Source organism: Pedobacter sp. L105, assembly GCF_009765875.1.
Classification (GTDB): Bacteria; Bacteroidota; Bacteroidia; order Sphingobacteriales; family Sphingobacteriaceae; genus Pedobacter.
In genome coordinates this window covers 19384-38179 of record NZ_LMUP01000007.1, presented here as the reverse complement: position 1 = coordinate 38179, position 18796 = coordinate 19384, and the positions used below count along the sequence as shown (strand labels likewise).

Annotated in this window: 16 protein-coding genes, 1 tRNA gene and 1 pseudogene; 6 read left to right on the top strand and 12 right to left on the bottom strand. The window is 38.7% G+C overall.

What is annotated here, in order from left to right; all coding sequences use genetic code 11:
• Nucleotide 1: 1 nt before the first annotated feature.
• Complete coding sequence (locus GSQ84_RS13965; protein ID WP_158797898.1) at nt 2-1018, top strand: LLM class flavin-dependent oxidoreductase; 1017 nt, start codon at nt 2-4, stop codon at nt 1016-1018.
• Nucleotides 1019-1086: 68 nt separating this feature from the next.
• Here the strand turns inward: GSQ84_RS13965 and metQ are convergent, their stop codons facing one another.
• From metQ to GSQ84_RS13930, 7 genes are all read right to left on the bottom strand, one after another.
• Entirely contained in the window at nt 1087-1896 is an 810-nt protein-coding gene (gene metQ / locus GSQ84_RS13960; protein ID WP_158797897.1) for a methionine ABC transporter substrate-binding lipoprotein MetQ, read from the bottom strand.
• 17 nt (nt 1897-1913) lie between these two features.
• Nucleotides 1914-2570, bottom strand: coding sequence for a methionine ABC transporter permease MetI (metI, locus tag GSQ84_RS13955; protein ID WP_158797896.1), 657 nt, complete (start codon nt 2568-2570; stop codon nt 1914-1916).
• On the bottom strand, nt 2563-3594 hold the full coding sequence (gene metN / locus GSQ84_RS13950; protein ID WP_158797895.1) for a methionine ABC transporter ATP-binding protein MetN: 1032 nt from the start codon (nt 3592-3594) through the stop codon (nt 2563-2565). Before metN ends, metI begins: the two co-directional genes overlap by 8 nt.
• A 128-nt stretch (nt 3595-3722) precedes the next feature.
• Nucleotides 3723-3793, bottom strand: a tRNA-Cys gene (locus GSQ84_RS13945).
• 218 nt (nt 3794-4011) lie between these two features.
• The gene (locus GSQ84_RS13940) at nt 4012-5166 is read right to left on the bottom strand and encodes a PepSY domain-containing protein (RefSeq protein WP_158797894.1); all 1155 of its coding nucleotides are present in this window, start codon (nt 5164-5166) and stop codon (nt 4012-4014) included.
• A gap of 65 nt (nt 5167-5231) precedes the next feature.
• Entirely contained in the window at nt 5232-6476 is a 1245-nt protein-coding gene (locus GSQ84_RS13935) for a DUF4374 domain-containing protein (protein WP_158797893.1), read from the bottom strand.
• A 23-nt stretch (nt 6477-6499) separates the two neighbouring features.
• On the bottom strand, nt 6500-8911 hold the full coding sequence (locus GSQ84_RS13930; protein WP_158797892.1) for a TonB-dependent receptor: 2412 nt from the start codon (nt 8909-8911) through the stop codon (nt 6500-6502).
• 305 nt (nt 8912-9216) lie between these two features.
• On the opposite strand from GSQ84_RS13930, the gene GSQ84_RS13925 reads away from it, so the two are divergent.
• The 4 genes from GSQ84_RS13925 to cysM all read left to right on the top strand — a co-directional run bounded on the left by GSQ84_RS13925 (nt 9217) and on the right by cysM (nt 12514).
• Complete coding sequence (locus tag GSQ84_RS13925; RefSeq protein WP_158797891.1) at nt 9217-9852, top strand: enhanced serine sensitivity protein SseB C-terminal domain-containing protein; 636 nt, start codon at nt 9217-9219, stop codon at nt 9850-9852.
• Between the two features lie 120 nt (nt 9853-9972).
• On the top strand, nt 9973-10800 hold the full coding sequence (locus GSQ84_RS13920; RefSeq protein ID WP_158797890.1) for a mechanosensitive ion channel family protein: 828 nt from the start codon (nt 9973-9975) through the stop codon (nt 10798-10800).
• Nucleotides 10801-10821: 21 nt separating this feature from the next.
• Nucleotides 10822-11634 carry a serine O-acetyltransferase EpsC gene (gene epsC, locus GSQ84_RS13915; protein WP_158797889.1) on the top strand — a complete coding sequence of 271 codons (813 nt, stop codon included), beginning with the start codon at nt 10822-10824 and terminating at the stop codon, nt 11632-11634.
• Complete coding sequence (gene cysM / locus GSQ84_RS13910; protein ID WP_371416378.1) at nt 11624-12514, top strand: cysteine synthase CysM; 891 nt, start codon at nt 11624-11626, stop codon at nt 12512-12514. The genes epsC and cysM overlap by 11 nt, the downstream gene beginning before the upstream one ends.
• Nucleotides 12515-12562: 48 nt before the next feature.
• On the opposite strand, the gene GSQ84_RS13905 is transcribed toward cysM, so the two are convergent.
• The 5 genes and pseudogenes from GSQ84_RS13905 to GSQ84_RS13885 form a co-directional block, all read right to left on the bottom strand.
• Entirely contained in the window at nt 12563-13054 is a 492-nt protein-coding gene (locus GSQ84_RS13905; protein ID WP_158797887.1) for a TlpA disulfide reductase family protein, read from the bottom strand.
• A 372-nt stretch (nt 13055-13426) separates the two neighbouring features.
• A complete protein-coding gene (locus GSQ84_RS13900; protein WP_158797886.1) occupies nt 13427-13717 on the bottom strand; it encodes a hypothetical protein in 291 nt (96 codons plus the stop codon).
• Complete coding sequence (locus GSQ84_RS13895; RefSeq protein ID WP_158797885.1) at nt 13718-14407, bottom strand: hypothetical protein; 690 nt, start codon at nt 14405-14407, stop codon at nt 13718-13720.
• A gap of 1119 nt (nt 14408-15526) precedes the next feature.
• The gene (locus GSQ84_RS13890) at nt 15527-15946 is read right to left on the bottom strand and encodes a hypothetical protein (RefSeq protein ID WP_158797884.1); all 420 of its coding nucleotides are present in this window, start codon (nt 15944-15946) and stop codon (nt 15527-15529) included.
• A gap of 35 nt (nt 15947-15981) precedes the next feature.
• A pseudogene (locus tag GSQ84_RS13885) lies at nt 15982-16067 on the bottom strand.
• A 1050-nt stretch (nt 16068-17117) separates the two neighbouring features.
• On the opposite strand from GSQ84_RS13885, the gene GSQ84_RS13880 reads away from it, so the two are divergent.
• Nucleotides 17118-18788, top strand: coding sequence for a tetratricopeptide repeat-containing sensor histidine kinase (locus GSQ84_RS13880; protein ID WP_254070864.1), 1671 nt, complete (start codon nt 17118-17120; stop codon nt 18786-18788).
• Nucleotides 18789-18796: the final 8 nt, after the last annotated feature.

Below are 18796 nucleotides of genomic sequence, written 5' to 3'. Positions count from 1 at the left end.
TATGAGATACGGATATTGGGTACCGGTTTTTGGAGGCTGGTTAAGAAATGTTGAAAATGAAAATATGGAAGCCAGCTGGGATTACGTGAAAAAGCTGGCAATCAGAAGTGAAGAAATAGGGTTCGACCTGGCGTTGATTGCCGAGCTAAATTTAAACGATATTAAAGGAGAATATGCCCCTTCACTGGATGCATGGTCTACAGCAGCGGCAATGGCAGCAGTTACGCATAAGCAGGAGCTGATGGTGGCTGTAAGGCCAACTTTCCATAATCCGGCATTACTGGCAAAGCAGGCTGCAAATATAGATCACATCAGCAGCGGCCGTTTGTCGTTAAATGTAGTTTCTTCCTGGTGGCAGGATGAGGCCGAGAAGTACGGGGTTAAATTTGAGCAGCACGATGACAGGTATGCGCGTACCGCCGAATGGCTGGAGGTACTGGATAATGTCTGGAAAAAAGATAATTTTAGTTTTGATGGCAAGTATTATCAGGTGAAAGAAAATATCCTGCAGCCTAAACCTATTGGTCATCCGAGGCCGCGGATTTATGCCGGTGGAGAATCTGAAGCGGCGAAAGACCTGATCTCTACTACGTCTGACGGTTATGTAATGCATGGCGATAGCCCTGGAAAGATCGCAGAACGCATCAGCGACCTGAGTGAGCGCAGGGATAAAAAGAACCTGCCCCCAATGCAGTTTGGCGTAGCTGCCTATAGCGTGATCAGGGATTCCGAACAGGAAGTTAAGAAAGAACTGGCCAGGATAACTGATGTGAAAGCAAGCAGCTCAGGTTATAAGAACTACCAGCAATGGCTGGCAGGCACACAATTGGAACAACAGGTTTCACTGGAAGATTATTCGGTTTCAAACCGTGGTTTGCGTTCAGGATTGATTGGTACGCCAAATCAGGTACAGGACAGGATCGGAGAATTTGAAAAAGCTGGTGTTAATTTTTTCCTGCTGCAATGCAGTCCTCAGTTGGAAGAAATGGAACGTTTCTCTGCAGCGGTTATTGGTTAACAGGTATTTATTAAAATAGAAAGGCCGAATCAATGTTAATGATCTGGCCTTTCTGTTTTTCTGTTGAATTACCAGCCTTTTATCGCACCCCCTTTAAATTCTTTCAGGGCAGCTGCCTCTACTTCGGGCGATTCATAAGCTTTAACAAATTTCTTTATTTTCTCTTCGTTTTTGTTGTCTTCTCTTGAAACAATGATGTTTACATAGGGTGATTGTTTATCCTCTACAAACAGTCCATCGCGGGAAGCAATTAAACCTGCAGGAGTGGCGAAAGTATTGTTGATAATAGCAATGCTCACCTTCGCATCGTCAAGCGAACGTGGGAGCTGAGGGGCTTCCATTTCAACAATTTTTAAGTTCTTAGGATTAGCCGTGATATCATTGATGGTAGGGAATAAGCCCACATTATCTTTCAATTTTAACAATCCTGCCTTTTGCAGTAATAATAATGACCTGCCGCTATTGGTAGGGTCGTTTGGAATGATCACTGTGCTTTCATCCTTTAGCTGGTCAATGCTTTTTATTTTTTTCGAATAACCCGCTATAGGATAAACAAAAGTATTACCTGCAATGGCAAATTTATAACCACGCTGTTTAGCCTGCACATCGAGATAAGGTTTGTTCTGATAAGCATTTACCTCAATATCCCCCTGGTTTAAAGCTTCATTGGGCATCACATAATCATTGAACTGCACCAGTTCCACATCCAGTCCGTATTTATCCTTGGCTACTTTTTGTGCTACCAGTGCCATATTGTATTCCGGTCCGGATTCTACGCCTACGATAAGGTGATTGGGGTTGTTCCTTTTTGATTTGCCTGCACAGCTCAGGATGAGCAGTGATCCGGCAACAACGGTCATTTTTGCTAAAAGTTTCATATGGATTGCTATCATTCTTATTTTCTATGGTCTGTTAATTTTGAGATCAGGTCTCCAAAAAACTGGATAAAAAACACCAGCGCTACCAGCAATACCAATACGGTATTCATCACCACTACGTCGTAACCTACATAGCCATACTGGTAACCTATTTGTCCTAATCCTCCTGCGCCTACAGCACCGCCCATGGCAGAATAGCCCACAAGGGTGATCAGCGTAATCGATGCACTATTGATAATAGCGGGTAGCGCTTCGGGCAATAATACTTTAACTACGATCTGGTAGGGTTTTGCACCCATCGCCCTTGCTGCTTCTATTAATCCATAAGGGATTTCCAGTAAGCTGTTTTCTATCATTCGGGCAATAAAAGGGGCGGCACCAATACTTAAGGGCACAAGGGCTGCCTCTACGCCAATGGAAGTACCTACCAATGCCCTGGTAAAAGGGATCATCCATACGATCAGGATGATAAAAGGAATAGAACGGAAAATATTTACAATAACCGATAAAAGGCGGTTCATTGATTTATTTTCCATGATCTGCCCGTCACGCGTAATAAAGAGAAATACGCCGGCGGGTAAACCAATTACGAAACCAAAAAAGCCGGCTGCAAAAGTCATTAGTATAGTTTCCAGTGTGCCGTGGATCAGCATCCAGATCATTGCTTCAGACATAACCTAATACCTCCGTTTTAATATTTTTTTGTTCATAAAATAAGATTGCTTTTTCATGGTTTTCTGGTGTGGCCGATACTTCAGTCAGGATCACGCCAAATTTCACCTCACCGGCATAGTCAAGCTGTGCACTGATAATATTGTTCTGTACCTGGAACAAGGTAGCTACTTCAGAAAATACAGGATCATCAACCGACTGTCCCGTAAATTCAAGTTTTAGCAATGGCCGCTTTCCTTCAGAACGCAGGGCAGAAAGCCGTCGCTGGTAAGCTGCCGGAACATCGATCTTCAGTGAAGAACTGATAAATTGCCTGGCCAGGTCTGTTTTTGGGTGTGAAAAAATCGTGCTTACAGGTCCCTGCTCAATCAGTTTTCCCTCACTGATCACTGCCACTTCATCGCAAATTGTCTTTACCACATTCATCTCATGGGTAATGAGTAAAATGGTAATGTTTAAACGCTGATTGATATCTTTTAATAACTGGAGGATAGCATGGGTAGTAGCCGGGTCCAGCGCACTGGTGGCTTCGTCACATAACAAAACTTTGGGATTACTCGCTAAGGTACGCGCAATGGCCACCCTTTGTTTTTGTCCTCCGGATAAACTAACAGGATAATCGTTATATTTTTCTTCCAGTCCTACTAAAGCCAGTAATTCCTTTACCCTTTTTTTGATCTCTTCTTTAGGTACATGGTCCAACTCCAGCGAGAAGGCTATATTTTCAAAAACCGTCCTGGAGGATAACAAATTGAAATGCTGAAAGATCATGCCGATATGTCTTCTGGCTTTTGCCAGCGCTGTTCTGGAAAGTGAAGTTAAATGCTGCCCGTCTACAATTACCTCTCCGGAGGTAGGTGTTTCCAATAGGTTTACGCAGCGGATCAGTGTGCTTTTTCCTGCTCCGGAGGCACCGATAACGCCAAATATTTTCCCTTCGGCAACATGCAGGGAAACATCCGATAAGGCTGTTACGGTCCTGTTTTTTTGATGGAAAGTTTTGGTAATGTGTTGTAGCGTGATCATTAATTAGTGTTTGCGTATAAGGTGTAAAATACATTAAATAGCCGGATAAAAATAAAGCCAGGCCATCCGGCCCGGCTTCTCAACAAAACTTAATTTTAACCAAAAAGTCTTTATACCTATTAAAGCAGACGTCAAGGGCGGGCTCGAACCGCCGTAAAGAGTTTTGCAGACTCACACCTAACCACTCGGCCACATGACTATTTTTATTCGTTAATTCAATTACTGAACGACACAAAGATAATAATGTCTATTAAAATAGTAGTATTTATTTGAAAATAATTTCAATGTAAGAACAGGCTTGACTTTTTCCTGACAAAGCAGTTGTATGCAGTTTTAAGCCTATATTGAGTATCAGCTATTTAGCTTTTGGGTAATTTTTGAAGAAAGATTTTAATCATTCACCAACAGACAGGATATCTAAAACTGGAACTTATTCCTCTTCCTGATCCAGATGATAAAACCGGTAATGGGCAGGCTGGTACAGATCACACAGACTAAAAAGGCAATGATCTTTGTCCATATGCCACCAATGGCACCAATGTGAAGGTCCAGGTTAAGCCTGCTTATTTTTTCTCCACCATTGGCTTTGGCATACAAATCAGGACTGGGCAGCAGTTTTAGGGAATGCTGCTCGTAATACTGATAGTGGTCCAGGTAAGAGGTGCCCGGTTTTGGATTAATGCCCACGCCCCATGCACCTTTTTTACCAAAGGGATAACTGATGCTGATCAACTGGTGATCAAGATCTACCCCTGTCGTTACTAAATGATGAAATAAGATATCTTCTTCGGGTAAGTTGTGGATAGTAGCTAAGGTAGTATCAGATACTGCGCGGTCGCGCCTGGACAACTGCTTTTCTCCGCCGGAGCCTACAAAATAAACCGCTGTAGAAAACCACTTCATGCCGTAAACCATTCCGGTAAGGGCTAACACAAGCGCAATAAGCAGGGAATAAAATCCAAGCACATTATGAAGGTCATAATTTACACGTTTGAATTTCGCTTTAACTTTGATAAAAAAACTGGCTTTCCTGGTAGATTTTGTCCATTTCTTTGGCCACCATAAAACCATTCCTGAGATCAGGGTGATTACAAAGATCAGCGTAGCATAGGCAACGATAGGCTGCCCAACAGGACGGGGGAGCCATAACTGGTAATGACCGGTAAGCATGATCCTATAAAAATCTTCATCCAGCAACTGATGGTGCAATATTTTACCGCTATAAGGATCTACATACACTACCGTATATCGCTTTGGATCGCCATAATAGGGTACAATGGCACTTCGGCCTTCCCCCTGGTAAAAAACACCTGCAACGGTAGGGAATTTATAGGTCTCCATTACTACTTTACTTAATGCAGAAGGCGGTAAAAAAGGAAGATGATTTGCTTCAGCCTTTTGATAAGGTTGAAATAACAGGCGTAGCTCCTGTTCAAAGGTAAGGATGGCACCGGTAAGACTCACAATGACGATCACCATTCCAGAGATCAGTCCCAGCCATAAGTGAAGCCAGGCGGAGATTCTATAAAATAGTGAACGCGGATGTTTTTTCTTTTTTCGGTAACCAGTCATAGAGATCATTAAAGGAGAAGTCTGATGAAGATAGGCCTCATCAGACTTTTAAAAAATATAGCTGATTATTTTAATCTGGCCATACCGCCTACAAAAGTTCCTGAAACGATGGCACCTTTAGTAACAGTAGCAGTTGCTACGTCAACCTGGTAGATGTTAGTAACACCATTAACAGTGATGGCCGTATAAACTTTTCCGTTGTCTACCAATGCATCAAAACTTCTTCCGCCGTTACCACTAAATACAGGAGAACCTGATACAGGGGTAATCGTTTGTTTGCTTAAGTCTACAATTGCCATCTGAAGGTTTTTATCACCCCATCTGTCTGCCAGGGTAGGTGCTGTAGTAGTAATCTCTACAAAAATCAGGTTACCGCTGATGTATTTTGCATGGGCAATTTTTCCACCATTCGGAGCAGTGTCTGTATTGAAGAAATAGGCAGGATCAAATACAGTTGTGCCTGCAGCGATTTTTAAGATACCTGCTGGTTTGGTAGATTGACTGTAGCCATTTGCAAAGCTGGAGTTAGAAATTGTATATACATCCCCTGCATCAGTTTTGATAATGCCAGATCTTGTTCCAAAAGCACCTGAAGGACCAGTACGTGTATCCTTAATCACTTTTTGTAAAGCAAGAGCAGGGTAAGAATATACAGCAACATAGTTGGTATCTGTATGTAAGGTTTCATAAGTACTTGCATTAACAGGATAGAAAGTCTGGAACAATTGAGATCCGCTAACTACCATTCCGGTATAGAAAGTCCAGTCGGTATTAGTAGGAAATAAACTGTTCATAGGAACAGTTACTTTATTGGTGATCGTGTTGCCGGCGATGTTCAGGGTATATAACTGGGCATTTGCGCTTACCGTTGGTCCTGTAGGAAAAGATCCGCCAATCATGGTGGTACCATCAACGTTAACCAGGTCAGTATTTGGTAAATCAAAAGTTAGTCCTGTTTTACCGGAAAGTTTACCTGAAGCATCTAAAGTATAAGCTGTAGCATCAGATACGCCTAATCCTCCAACACTGTAGAATGTTCCTCCACCAAATGAATAATCACGGTATCCGGTTTGTAATTGTGGATTGTTGGTACTGCCGGAAGTTGCAGAGATAGTTCCGGTCATCAGGTTACTGGCCTGTACCACATAATTTACGGTATTGTTGCTTGCATCAGTGATACCCACACCTAAAGCATAAGTCTCAGTTCCTGTACTTACGGAAGCAACACCTTTATCCTTGCTGCAGGATACCGCTGTTATAGCCAGTGCGGCAAAAAAAGTAGATTTAAATAATTGTTTAATTGTATACATAATCGTGGTTTTATATGTGTTTCTTATTTACTGATGAAGTATCTTAATTTGATAAAGACAGAACGTCCTGGTTTTTGCAGAAGGTAGTTGTCGTAAAGCTTATTATTAGTGAAGTCCCTGCATTCCAGCGTAATATTGTACTTACCTTGGCTAAGCGCATAGTTAGCAGACACATTATGTGATACCTGTGTTGGAATGTCATCTGTATTATTTACACCAAATCCGGAAGGCGTTAGGTAGTATTTTTCTACATAATTCAGGCTATAATTTAAGCCCAGTGTATTTCCTTTTCCCCAGGTGTTGTGAAGCAGGGTACCTATATCGGCATTGCCAAACAAATAGGGGATATTAGGGAGACGGTAATTGTAATAGAAATTCTGGGTTACATTATCACCGGTAAGGTTGCTGTTGGTAATAAACTGCTGTTTGTCAATGATATTCTGATAAGTTGCATTTACGGAAGCAAAGATTTTATCTGCCCAGGCATATTTAATTTCGCCTTCCACGCCGGTAGTACGTACTTTACCTACGTTTACATACTGCCTGTCTATCGGCTGTGCCTGTGCCTGGTCGAGACGAATAAAGTTCTGTGCATTTCTGTAAATGAAATTAGCTTCTATTCCTATTTTATGGTCGCTGTTTAGCGGCAGCGTATATAAAGCTCCCAGATTGAGGTTATTGCTGTTTTCTGGTTTCAAATCGGAATTTCTTCTTACATATAATCCATCACCCAATAGCTCCGTAGGGTCTGGTAGTCTGTAAGTATGTTCATAAGATGCTTTTGCCTGTAAGCCAGTTAAAATATAATAGGCAACAGCTGCTCCGTAACCGGTATTGCTGGTGTTAGTGGAAGTTTGTTTGTAGCCATCTGCTACGGTCAGCCCCTTTTGCTCAAATGAATTTGCATCCAGCAGGTACAATTTAGAAAAAAGAGTGGCGGTAAAACGTTTGTAATCTGTTTGCCAGGCCAGGCCCATAATCTGTTTGGTTAGGTTCTGCGGGTAAGTATAGGTTACATTATTTGGATCTTCCAAATCGCTCGACTTTCTTGTGAAATCAGAAAGGGTATAGTTATAAGATATGGCGTGGTGCTCATTGATCCGGTAAGCTATATTGGCTGTGGTTAATTCTTCATTATCCTTATTTTTAAGCTGTGTTCTCAATAATTCGGCTGTTGAAGTTGGAATGGTCTGCTGTAGCCAGTTGTACTTTAGTCTTGTAGTATCGATGAATCTGTTGACAGACATATTATAAGCACTGTATAAACTTACGTCCAGTCCTTTGACAAACAAATCGGCTTTTTTATATTTTAAAGTAGGGATAACCGAAGCACTGCGTGTTGTTCTGGCACCAAAAACCTGTTCCATTGTTACACCGGTCTGCACATCTTTGTCATTTCCGGAAGCGATTAATCCGATTAGTAATTTGTCGGCATATTTTTTTCCTGTTACGCCCACTTCTACCTGCGCGGTTCCCGATTTATAACCATCATGAAAACGTTTTACTTCCTGCTCAGGCTCTGTTTGTCCTGTAATGAGGTTAATAGGGCTTACATCTACTTTATAATCATTGTCGGAATAATTGTAAAAGGCATTTGCCCGGATAGTAAAGCCGGTTTTGGCATTGGTATAAGCCGCATTAAAGGTAGCTTTATGGGTGTTAAACGAGCCGTATCCATAAGACACATCCATGTAATTAGGATTGTTCCTGGTTACGATATTCACTGCTCCGCCCAATGCATCGGCGCCCAAACCGATAGGGGTTACCCCTTTATATACCTCTACTCTTTCGGCCATATTTACCGGAAAGTTATTCAGGGTCAAAGAAGACCCGAAGTTATCCATTGGGATCCCATCCAAAAAGAACTTCACCTGTTTGCCGGAAAAACCGTTTAGTGAAAAGGTAAAGTTAGACCCAACCCCTCCGTCTTCACGGACACGCACACCTGAAGTTCTATTCAGCACCTGATTTATATCAGATGAATTGTTATATAACTGTTTGGTGTCAACGATATTGACATTAAAAGGCAATTCTTTTATTTGTTTGTTTTGGGATTTTCCACCAATCTTAACCTCGTTCATATCATTACTGCCTGATAACAGGAGAGGGGTAATGCTGGTAGTAACACCCTGAAGCAAATGTACTTTTACCGTTTCTTTTTTATAACCTACAATAGAGATGATCAGTTCATAATTTCCGGCAGCTGCGGAGAGACTAAATTCACCGGCTTGATTGGTAGTCGTTTTGCCAGGTCTGCCCTTCAGGTAAACAGTTGCATTTTCTACAGGTTCATAGTCATTGTTCTGTACTTTTCCAGAAATTGTGCCTTTGGTATCCTGGGCATAACCGCTGAGGTTAAATAAAAGAAGAGCAATAAAAATGGAAAGAGAAACGTTAGAAAAACTAAATTTTAGGGGCAAATATCTTGCAGTCATTTTTGGGGTTATTGAGCCAGCTGTTATCTGCTAGTCTGTCTTATTAAGACTAATTATTAACAGCGGACAATATTACAGTATTTTTTATAAAATAAAAAGTGATTTAGAACAATTCCAGATAAAAGATTTTTGAAATAATAGCAAAGAGTAAAATCATATTCGGATTTTATGCTATATCCATTTATCAATAGCGCCAGGGATGCTTAGTTTCCTTATTAAGCAATGGAAAATTATTTTTTATAAAATAGATTATTATTGCTTTTATATAATTTATATATTAGTGTTGGTGTTTTTAATTTATTGATATGAACAAAAACTACATAGAAAGCCTGATTAGTTTTTTTTCCTCCAATCCTGCTGTGCTCAAAGCTTACTTTGGTCTGCTCTATAATGAACAGGATAATTCTGAGGATTTATTTCTCGCCGTAGTGCATCATGGGGACCTGGATAACATACTTATCGTTACTGAATCGCTTAAGCAGCAATTTCTCGCCAACCGTCAGGTGTCTTTTACTTCATCAGCCTATGAGCCTGAACTATTAAGTTTTATAGAACAGACAAATGCCCCCTTTTACGCGCTGGATGAGCCTAAGCCGCTGCATGTAGCAATAATGAAATATTGGTTTGAACCCGAGAAATATAGAAAAGAGTTTATTAATCAGGTAACTACAGGAAGGCTTCGTTCCCTGTTTAAAGATTTTAACCCCATGAGCAACGCACTTAATTTCCAAACTTATGTTAAGGATGGCAGGGAGTTCATTCCGCTATTTTCAGACAAGGATATGATTGGTAAGAGCGGGATGACAACCATACCGCCAGATCTTACCGTGGTGGAGTTCGACTGGGTAAAAGTAGATGAGCTGCTGGACGGAAAGCTGCGTGAGAATTTTTATGTGCTCAACCCCGGGACTTCATTCGGGATAGAATTTACCCTATTATAGCCGATCTGGAATTATTCCTTGACAAAGCAATTACATCCTTTGATTTTAAACAAATAAATAGATATGTATCTTTAAAAAATCTTAGGAGGCGATTAGCTTTGAACCCAAGAATAATTAAGGATGAATAATGTTAAACAATATGTGGAAGCCCTTACCCTTACCCTGGTAAGGGGTTTGCCCAATCTTTTTTTTGCTATCATCACGCTTTTAGCGGGATTCTGGATTATCAAACGTTTTGTGAGGTTTCTCCACGCGCGTTTGCACCGGAACAGTATAGATGTTTCCTTAAGTGAGTTCCTGATCAGCATTGTTAACGTAGTGCTTTACGTACTGCTGATTATCAGCTGCGCTTCTATGATTGGTATTCAGACCAGTTCTTTTGTAGCGGTGCTGGGTGCAGCCGGATTAGCCGTTGGCCTGGCACTGCAAGGCAGTCTGTCTAATTTTGCGGGTGGGGTGCTGATCCTGCTTTTCAAACCTTTTAAGGTAGGACACAATATCACTTCCAGTAATAATGTTGCCGGAACTGTTTTGAAGATCGATATCTTATATACCACACTAAAAGCCGGGAATGGAACTACCATCTATGCACCGAATGGCCCTTTGGCCAATGCCGTGATCAATAATGCCTCCGATAATGATATCCGACAGGCAGAATACAAAATATCCATATCTTTTGATAACAATATAGAGGCTGTACGTAAGGTCCTGCTGGCCATTTTGGAAAATGATCCTCTAACCCTTCAGGATCCTAAACCTGCGGTATTGGTAAGTTCTATTGGAGATGATGCCATTATACTGATCATCAGGTCGTGGTCGCTCAATGCCGATTTCTGGACAGCCTATTACAGCAATTATCAAAAACTAAAAGAGGAACTGGAGGTCAATAAAATTAAACTGCCAAGCACTACCACCGTAGTGAATGTAAACACCAACCCTTTACCTTAATCCAATCCGTATTCCATCAAAATGAACGAAGAATTTTACCTTCATCTCTATCATAAACAAAACCTAAAGGAGGCGATTCCTTCCAACAGGGAGATAGCTGAATGGGCAGTGAATTTATTAAACTTAGTCTATCCTGAACGTTTAACGCAGCCAGAATATTCTCTGGAGGAAATCAGAGAGTTATTCCGCCAGTCGCAGGAAGGGTTGCTCGGAATACTGAAAGCTACCAAAGCCTGCGGGCAATGTGATAACGAAGTGATTGCAGGTACCTTTTACCGTGATCTTCCGGAATTGTACCGCAGGATGAATACAGATATTACAGCCACGTTAAATGGTGATCCGGCTGCAAAAAGTGAATTTGAGATCATCAGGACTTATCCTGGTTTTCTTGGCATATCCTTATACCGTATTGCCCATCAGTTGCTGGTTTTGGGCGTTCCTTTAATTCCGAGGGTACTTACAGAGTATGCACATTCTATTACTGGAATAGATATTCACCCCGGGGCAAAGATAGGGGAGTACTTATTTATAGATCATGGTACCGGTATCGTTATCGGTGAGACTACGGTGATTGGAGACCATGTAAAATTATACCAGGGTGTAACATTAGGGGCATTAAGCGTAGAGAAATTCATGGCCAATACCAAAAGACACCCTACAATAGGCGATCATGTGATCATCTATTCAGGGGCGACAATTTTAGGAGGCGATACTTTTATCGGTCACAACAGCATTATTGGTGGAAATGTATGGTTAACCAAATCCGTTTTGCCTGATTCAACGGTATACCATCAGTCGGCTATGAAAGTGATAGAAACAAAAAATAAAATTTAACATGGCTAACATTATAGAGTGCATAGGAAATACCCCGTTGGTAGAAATCCAGAAGTTAAATCCTAACCCGGGCGTAAAGATCTTTGCTAAGCTGGAAGGAAATAACCCGGGCGGAAGTGTAAAGGACAGGGCTGCTTTAAATATGATCCGCAGTGCGATGGAACGCGGGGAAATTAAACCCGGAACAAAGCTAATTGAAGCTACCAGCGGAAACACAGGTATTGCGCTGGCCATGATAGCAAGTCTGTATGATCTGGAGATAGAGCTGGTGATGCCTTCTAATTCTACCCGTGAACGCACGCTAACCATGGAAGCATTTGGCGCAAAGGTTACCCTGCTTGAATCTATAGAAGCCTGCAGGGATTATGCTGAAGCCAGGGGCGAAGAGGAAGGTTATTTCCTGCTGGACCAGTTTGCCAATAAGGATAACTATCTGGCGCATTATAAAACTACAGGACCGGAGATCTGGCGCGATACCAATCAGCAGATCACGCATTTTGTGAGTTCTATGGGAACCACCGGAAGTATTATGGGAAATTCCATGTTCCTGAAAGAACAAAATCCGGAGATCCAGATTGTGGGCTGCCAACCTACGGAAGAATCTTCTATTCCTGGTATCCGCAGATGGCCAAAGGAATATCTGCCGAAGATCTTTGATGCGTCAAGGGTAGACCGGGTACTGGATGTTTCACAGGATGAAGCTTCAAAGTATGCGAGGCTTCTGGCTAAAAAGGAGGGCATCTTTGCCGGGATGAGCAGTGGCGGGGCTTTTGCCTGTTCATTAAAACTAGCTGCTGAACTGACTTCAGGAATTATTGTATTTATTGCCTGCGATAGGGGAGACAGGTACCTGAGCAGCGACTTGTTTATAGAGAAATAAGGGTTTTAATGTTATCGGGCGGTTGAATAAATAACTAAATGTAATTAACTACCGCCCGAATAATTTCTTTAGCTCTTCTTCCAATTCTTTGCCTTTCAAATCCCTCGCAATTATTACCCCATTTTTATCTACCAAATAATTGGTAGGTATAAATCTGATGGCGTAAGTATTTTGTGCCAAATTATCAAAATCACTCAGTTGAGGCCACAAGTTTGTATGATCTTGTTTAATTGCTTTTTTCCAATTGGCTTTTGAAGATATTACATCCCTGCTAATGCTAATAATTTGAAACCCTTCCCCTTTATATTTTTTAAATATTTTTATTAATTCGGGGCTTTCTTGTCTGCATGGGATACACCAGCTGGCCCAAAAATCTATAAGAATATATTTATCCTTGAAATTCCCTATTTTAAAAGCTTTACCTATTGTGTCTTTTAAGGAAATTGTTGTAAATACTTTTCCAATTTTCAGTTGTTTACTGATTTCTATCTTTTTGAGCAAAATTACAGCTGATGGTAATTTTTTTAAACTTGTATCCAATTGATTAAGTAGGGCTTCTATTTTTTCAGGCTCAGATTTAATTCTTTGATTTGCGTAAGGTCTTTCAGCATATCTACATAATGCATATAAGGATAAAGGGGAATTTAAGTGGTTAAGAATATTCTTTTTGTAAATGTTTTCGTCAACATCAAACTCAATTGAGTCCCTCAGGTGAGCTATTTTTTCTTCAACATCAGCTACTGAATGGTTCTCGTAACTGATATTTTTTACTAAACTGTCTGATCTGTTTTTGGAATTGGATATCTGGTTTTTTATATCACTAATAGCTATTGCAAAGCTCGAGTTTGCTGCATCTATAACTTCTGGTAGCAGATTATCGCTAATTTTTAATTTATAGGTGATTGGTAAGGCTCAAAACGATGTTGAGGTAAGTTTTTTACCCTGCCAATAACAGGTTACTTTAATCAGTTCAGGTTCAGGAATGTCTGTCTTATAATTAAATGATTTATCGTTTATTTTGCAAGTATCTATTGTACTTTCGTAATCTCCCAAATCGCTTTTTTCAATTAAAATCTTTATTGGTAGCTCTTTTAGGCTGGCTAAATCTGAAGCTATTATTAGCTTTCCTGTAACGGGCTCCTGACCAAATGAGGTTAATGTTATATTGGTCAGGATGATTAAGACTATTATTTTTTTTATCATTTAATTTTTATATTTTTCATCTATCTGTTTTTTTAAAATAATGCCTTTCCCGCTTTTTTTCAATCTGTTTGAAAGTAGTTCATACTGTTCTACAGGAGATCCCCATCTGCTTTCGATTTTATCTTTATTGGAGGCTTGAGCCATATTAGTTAATGATTTTACTCCATCGAAACTGATTGGTGAATCCGGATATTTTTTTATAAATACTAAAAATTCTTTATCTCCTTTGACAAAAGCAAGATGTAGTTCATCTAATTGTTTTGTTAATTTACCGCCTGCTGTGATTTCTGATACTTTCATTTGATCCTGCCCCTCTATTTTGAGTGTAAGATCTTCCAGGACAATCATTCTTAAATTACCTTCTCTTCCTGTTACCCAAATGAGTTCTTTAAATTTTGATGCTATTTCCTCTTTTGAAATGTTACTTCTTTCATCCACGAACACGCAGGCTTGTTGATAATCATTTTGTTCTAAGTTAAAGGTTCCTTTAAATGAAAATTCTCCATTTATAATGGGAGAAACTATAAATATTTTTGGACTTGAAATAGTTGTCTGCTGTGATAGCGTAGTCAGATAAGCAAATTTAGCATGCGCTGTATTTTTAATTTCACCCTGGATATTGAATTTTATAGGTTGGGCTATTAAAATGAGTGTATTAAATACAAAAAGCAGTGTGATGAAATATTTCATGAAATTTAATTAAGATATATAGCGTTTGTTAATTAGAAGATTCGAGCAGAGTGGTCTTGTTAATTCACAGTAATACTGCAACTTTAACAAGTTCTGGATTTGATTTACGATCATAGATAAATGGGGACTTTAGCACCTATTGCTTTTTTAAGTTCAGCATTACACAATATTACTGCTGCTGTGAAATCAGTTTGATTATATTGATAGTTAATCATTTTTTTATATGAAGTAACATAAATGAAATGTAATGTAAAATTAATTTACGTGAAATGCCCGTTTCTCTATGTGAACTTCATTTTTGTACATATCTTCTGGATTTCTATGAGGAGATTACCAAATAATTATCACAAAAGGTTTTTATGTAAAGGATTCTATTGAATACGTTTATAGAAAACTAGGAATAACATATACTAATAATTGCCTGGCAGATTATGAAACTACAGAACCTGAGGTCTGCCATGATAACAATCAGCAGATCGCGCATTTTGTAAGTTCAATGGGAGGTATGGGAAGTGTCATGTGTAATTCTATGTGTCCGAAAGAATAAAATCCGGAGATCCAGATTGTGGGTTTCCAGCTGTCGAAGAATCTTCAATTTGGGGTATCAGCAAATGTCCAAGGCATATCTGCCGAAGGTCTTGGATACATCAAGGTTAGACCCTGTGGATGTTTACACGATGAAGCTTCAAAATATGTGAGGTTACCGGCTAAAAAGGAGGGTGTCTTTACTGGAATGAGTAGTGTTGGGGCTTTATGCGGATAATTCTATTTAAAATAACTTTGGTGAGTATCTCCTATTTTATGTACTGAAATTAATCAAATAGGAATCAATTAATTTGTATAATTATTAATTTACAATGTCGATTAGCATAGTTTTCTTTATGTAATTTACTTAAATACAGTATTTTGTGATTTTTTACATTGAATTTGTATTTATTTATTTCCTTTTGAAAATATATTAAACTAATTAGATTTCACATTTACATATCAGATATATTTCTAGCCGTAGCATATTGTGCGTGGGAATTATATAACATGGACAAGTCTCATGTAATTGTGATCCTGCTTAATTGATGGAATGTAATTTCTTGCCAGGATTCGAAGGTGTCTGCCAGGTGGTTATTTATGAGGGACATACTTGTCATACATATACTTAGTCATTGGCAATAACCTTTTATGGCTATCATTAGGATTTTCCCCTCCGGTGGTATAAAATTCTACTTTGCCATATACCTTTGAATAGTAAATTTTTCCAATATCATTTATAGTAATGGATGACAGATTCGTTATTCTTTTTAAATGTGCTAATCTGGAAGTGTCTAAAGCGATTATAGTGGCACCATTAACTTTTTCATTACATCCTATTGATTGATATTGACCACCATCCCAGTACATACACTGGTGATCTCTGAGAATATATACTATGTAAGAGCCGCTAAAGATGATGAATGCACCAAAAAATGCCAGAATAGATTTGTTGAATTTACGTGGAACACCAAAAGTTGTGGTGCCGCTATTCTGAATCTCGTCTCTTGGCATTATAGAAATGTCTCTTACTTCACCTATATCATCTGTAGTTGAGGAAGAGGGATTCGAACCCTCGTTATTATCTTTTTCTTCTGGAATATTTGTGAGATCAGTTTCACTCAACTTCTCAACTTTTGCTTCTTTTTCAGGATATATAATTTCTGATGTGTCTGCTGCTGTCACATTTGTTAATGAATTCCTGTCTTCTTTTACTATCTCATAAATATCTCCATACCTGTGTGGTCTGTCTCCAAAATCAATTAACCAGGCTAAGAGTTCAATACTTATATCTTTAGGCGAACCTATCTTGTTATTTAAAAAGTTATTTAGCGGTTTAAAGATCTTTGGTTCGGACTGATCGATTAATTTTAAGTATTCTCCCGCACTGTTTCCTTTATTCAATAGCGATGAGAAGGTGGGACTATCCTTATCTGAATATCTATTGGAAAACTCCTTGAGACACTCCTTTTTCAGTTTTGCGGGGGTCGGACGCTCCAAATTAGGAGGTAATTTACCTTCCCTTTTTTTCTTTTCATAAGCAAGAATTACTTCTCTTTTATAATCTTCAAATCTTTTCAAATCCATTAAGAGCTATAGTTAAACGGAATTTTTGGAATTTCTAAGGAATTTTCGGAATTCCAATGGAATGATTGGAATCTTCGGAATTCACTGATAGATAGTCATTTACCTCCCCGTATGTTTGCATTAGAAATCAGTTCAGACTTTGATTCGCTATCAAAGTTTAAATGTACAAAACAGATTTCAAAAAGAGATGAAGGCGCGGTAGTTAGTAGCCGGTTTGGGAAGCAGTTATTACCTCCCGCGTTTGATTCTCATTACTTCCCAAAAATTTCAGAAGGCCTTCTGATTTACAAATCGTAGCAGCCCCCACGAACGGATCGTGGGGAACTACAAAGTATTTCATTCTTAAATTTTTGAACCATGTTAGAATTAATGATTGCTATAATGATAGGATTAGCCTGTCCAGGTCACCCAACACCGCCAAGTCCTACTACACCTACAACACAAGATGCGCCTGATACAGGTGGCGATTCGGGTCACATTCCACCGACAGGTCACTAAATATAATAAGGCAGGTACTACTTGTCTTATTGAAAAAATATGAAGAAGGAGCGAAAGTTTCTTCTTCATATATTTTTTTGTATTTTTCAAAAAAAAGCTCTTGAAAATAACATTTCTTTTATTAATCTTCATTTTTTTTCTTTTGTCTTGTGGAAAGAAACAAGACAAAAAATCTGTCATTGAAGATTTTAATTATAAAAAAGCTCAATCATTCTTATATAAGAATAACGATTCAGCTTTTTATTATTTTAACAAAGTTACTACGACCACCAAAGATAGTTTATCAATAGCATTGTCCTATAGTTTTATGGCTGCAATTCAAACTGATGCGGGCGATTATTTTGGAAGTCAGGAAAGTTTACTGGCCTCGCTAAAATATTTAAATGAGAAAAAGAAAAAGGATTATTCCTGTCTTGCAGCAAATTATAGTGAACTGGGATTAAATATGCGAAATTTAAAAAATTATGACGCAGCTATTCCATATTATAATTTAGCTATCAAATTCTCGAAAGATGATGATCTAAGATTGAGCATTTTAAATAATAAAGCAGCAGCCTATAGAGATGGCAAAAAATATTTAAAGGCTCTTAAAATATATAATCAGATTATCTCTTCAAAAAAAATAGATAAAATATTGTATGCAAGGATATTAACCAATATTTCTTTTACAAAGTGGCTGAATAATGGCCAATATGAGGCAGGACCAGAATTGCTAAGGGCATTAAATATTCGTTTAAAAGAAAATGATTTATGGGGACAAAATTCAAGTTATGCTCATTTAGCTGATTATTATTATACTGCAAGGCAGCCAAATACTGCTTTATTATATGCCGGAAAGATGTATGAAGTTTCTCAGAAAATCAAAAGCCCGGATGATCAACGTGAAGCACTTCAAAAATTGATAAAACTAAGTTCACCAGCAGAGACAAAAACTTATTTTGAAACCTATCAAAAATTAGACGATAGCATACAGACCGCGCGTAACGCTGCTAAAAATCAATTTGCACTGATAAGATATGAAGCCCAAAAAAATAAAGCGGATAATCTGAATCTTCAAAAAGAGAACAATGAGAAAACTTATCAGATCACTAAACAAAAGATAATCATAATTGGTACATTTTTGTTAATCATTGCTGGATCTATTATTATCTTCCTTTGGTCCAAAAAGGGAAAACAAAAGCTGCAGCTGGAAGCGCAAAATACCATTCGTGAAAATCAACTTAAGCTATCAAAGAAGGTACATGATATTGTTGCAAACGGGTTATATAGAGTAATGAAAGAAATTGACAATGTGAAGGTTTTAGATAGAGAAAGTATTGTAGATAGATTGGATGATATGTATGAAAAATCCCGTGATATCTCTTATGAAAAGTTATCAACGACAGATGAGAACTTTCATGAAAAAATAGTCTCAATATTAAAATCTTTTGTGACTGACATTATTCGTGTAGGCTATACAGGAAGCAGTCCGGGATTATGGGAAAATGTAAATTCCCAGGCAAAATATGAAATTGAAATTGTTCTTCAGGAGTTGATGGTCAACATGACTAGACATAGCGGAGGGACTGATGTTTTTATTCGTTTTGAACAAACTGATACGCACATTAATATTCAATATTCTGATAATGGAAGAGGCATATCAAACAATATTAAATTTAATAACGGGCTTACCAGTACGGGAAACCGTATAAAAAATATCCATGGTACAATTACTTTTGATAATGAAACCGAAAGGGGACTGAAGATTCGAATTTCCTTTCCCATATGTTAATTTGATAA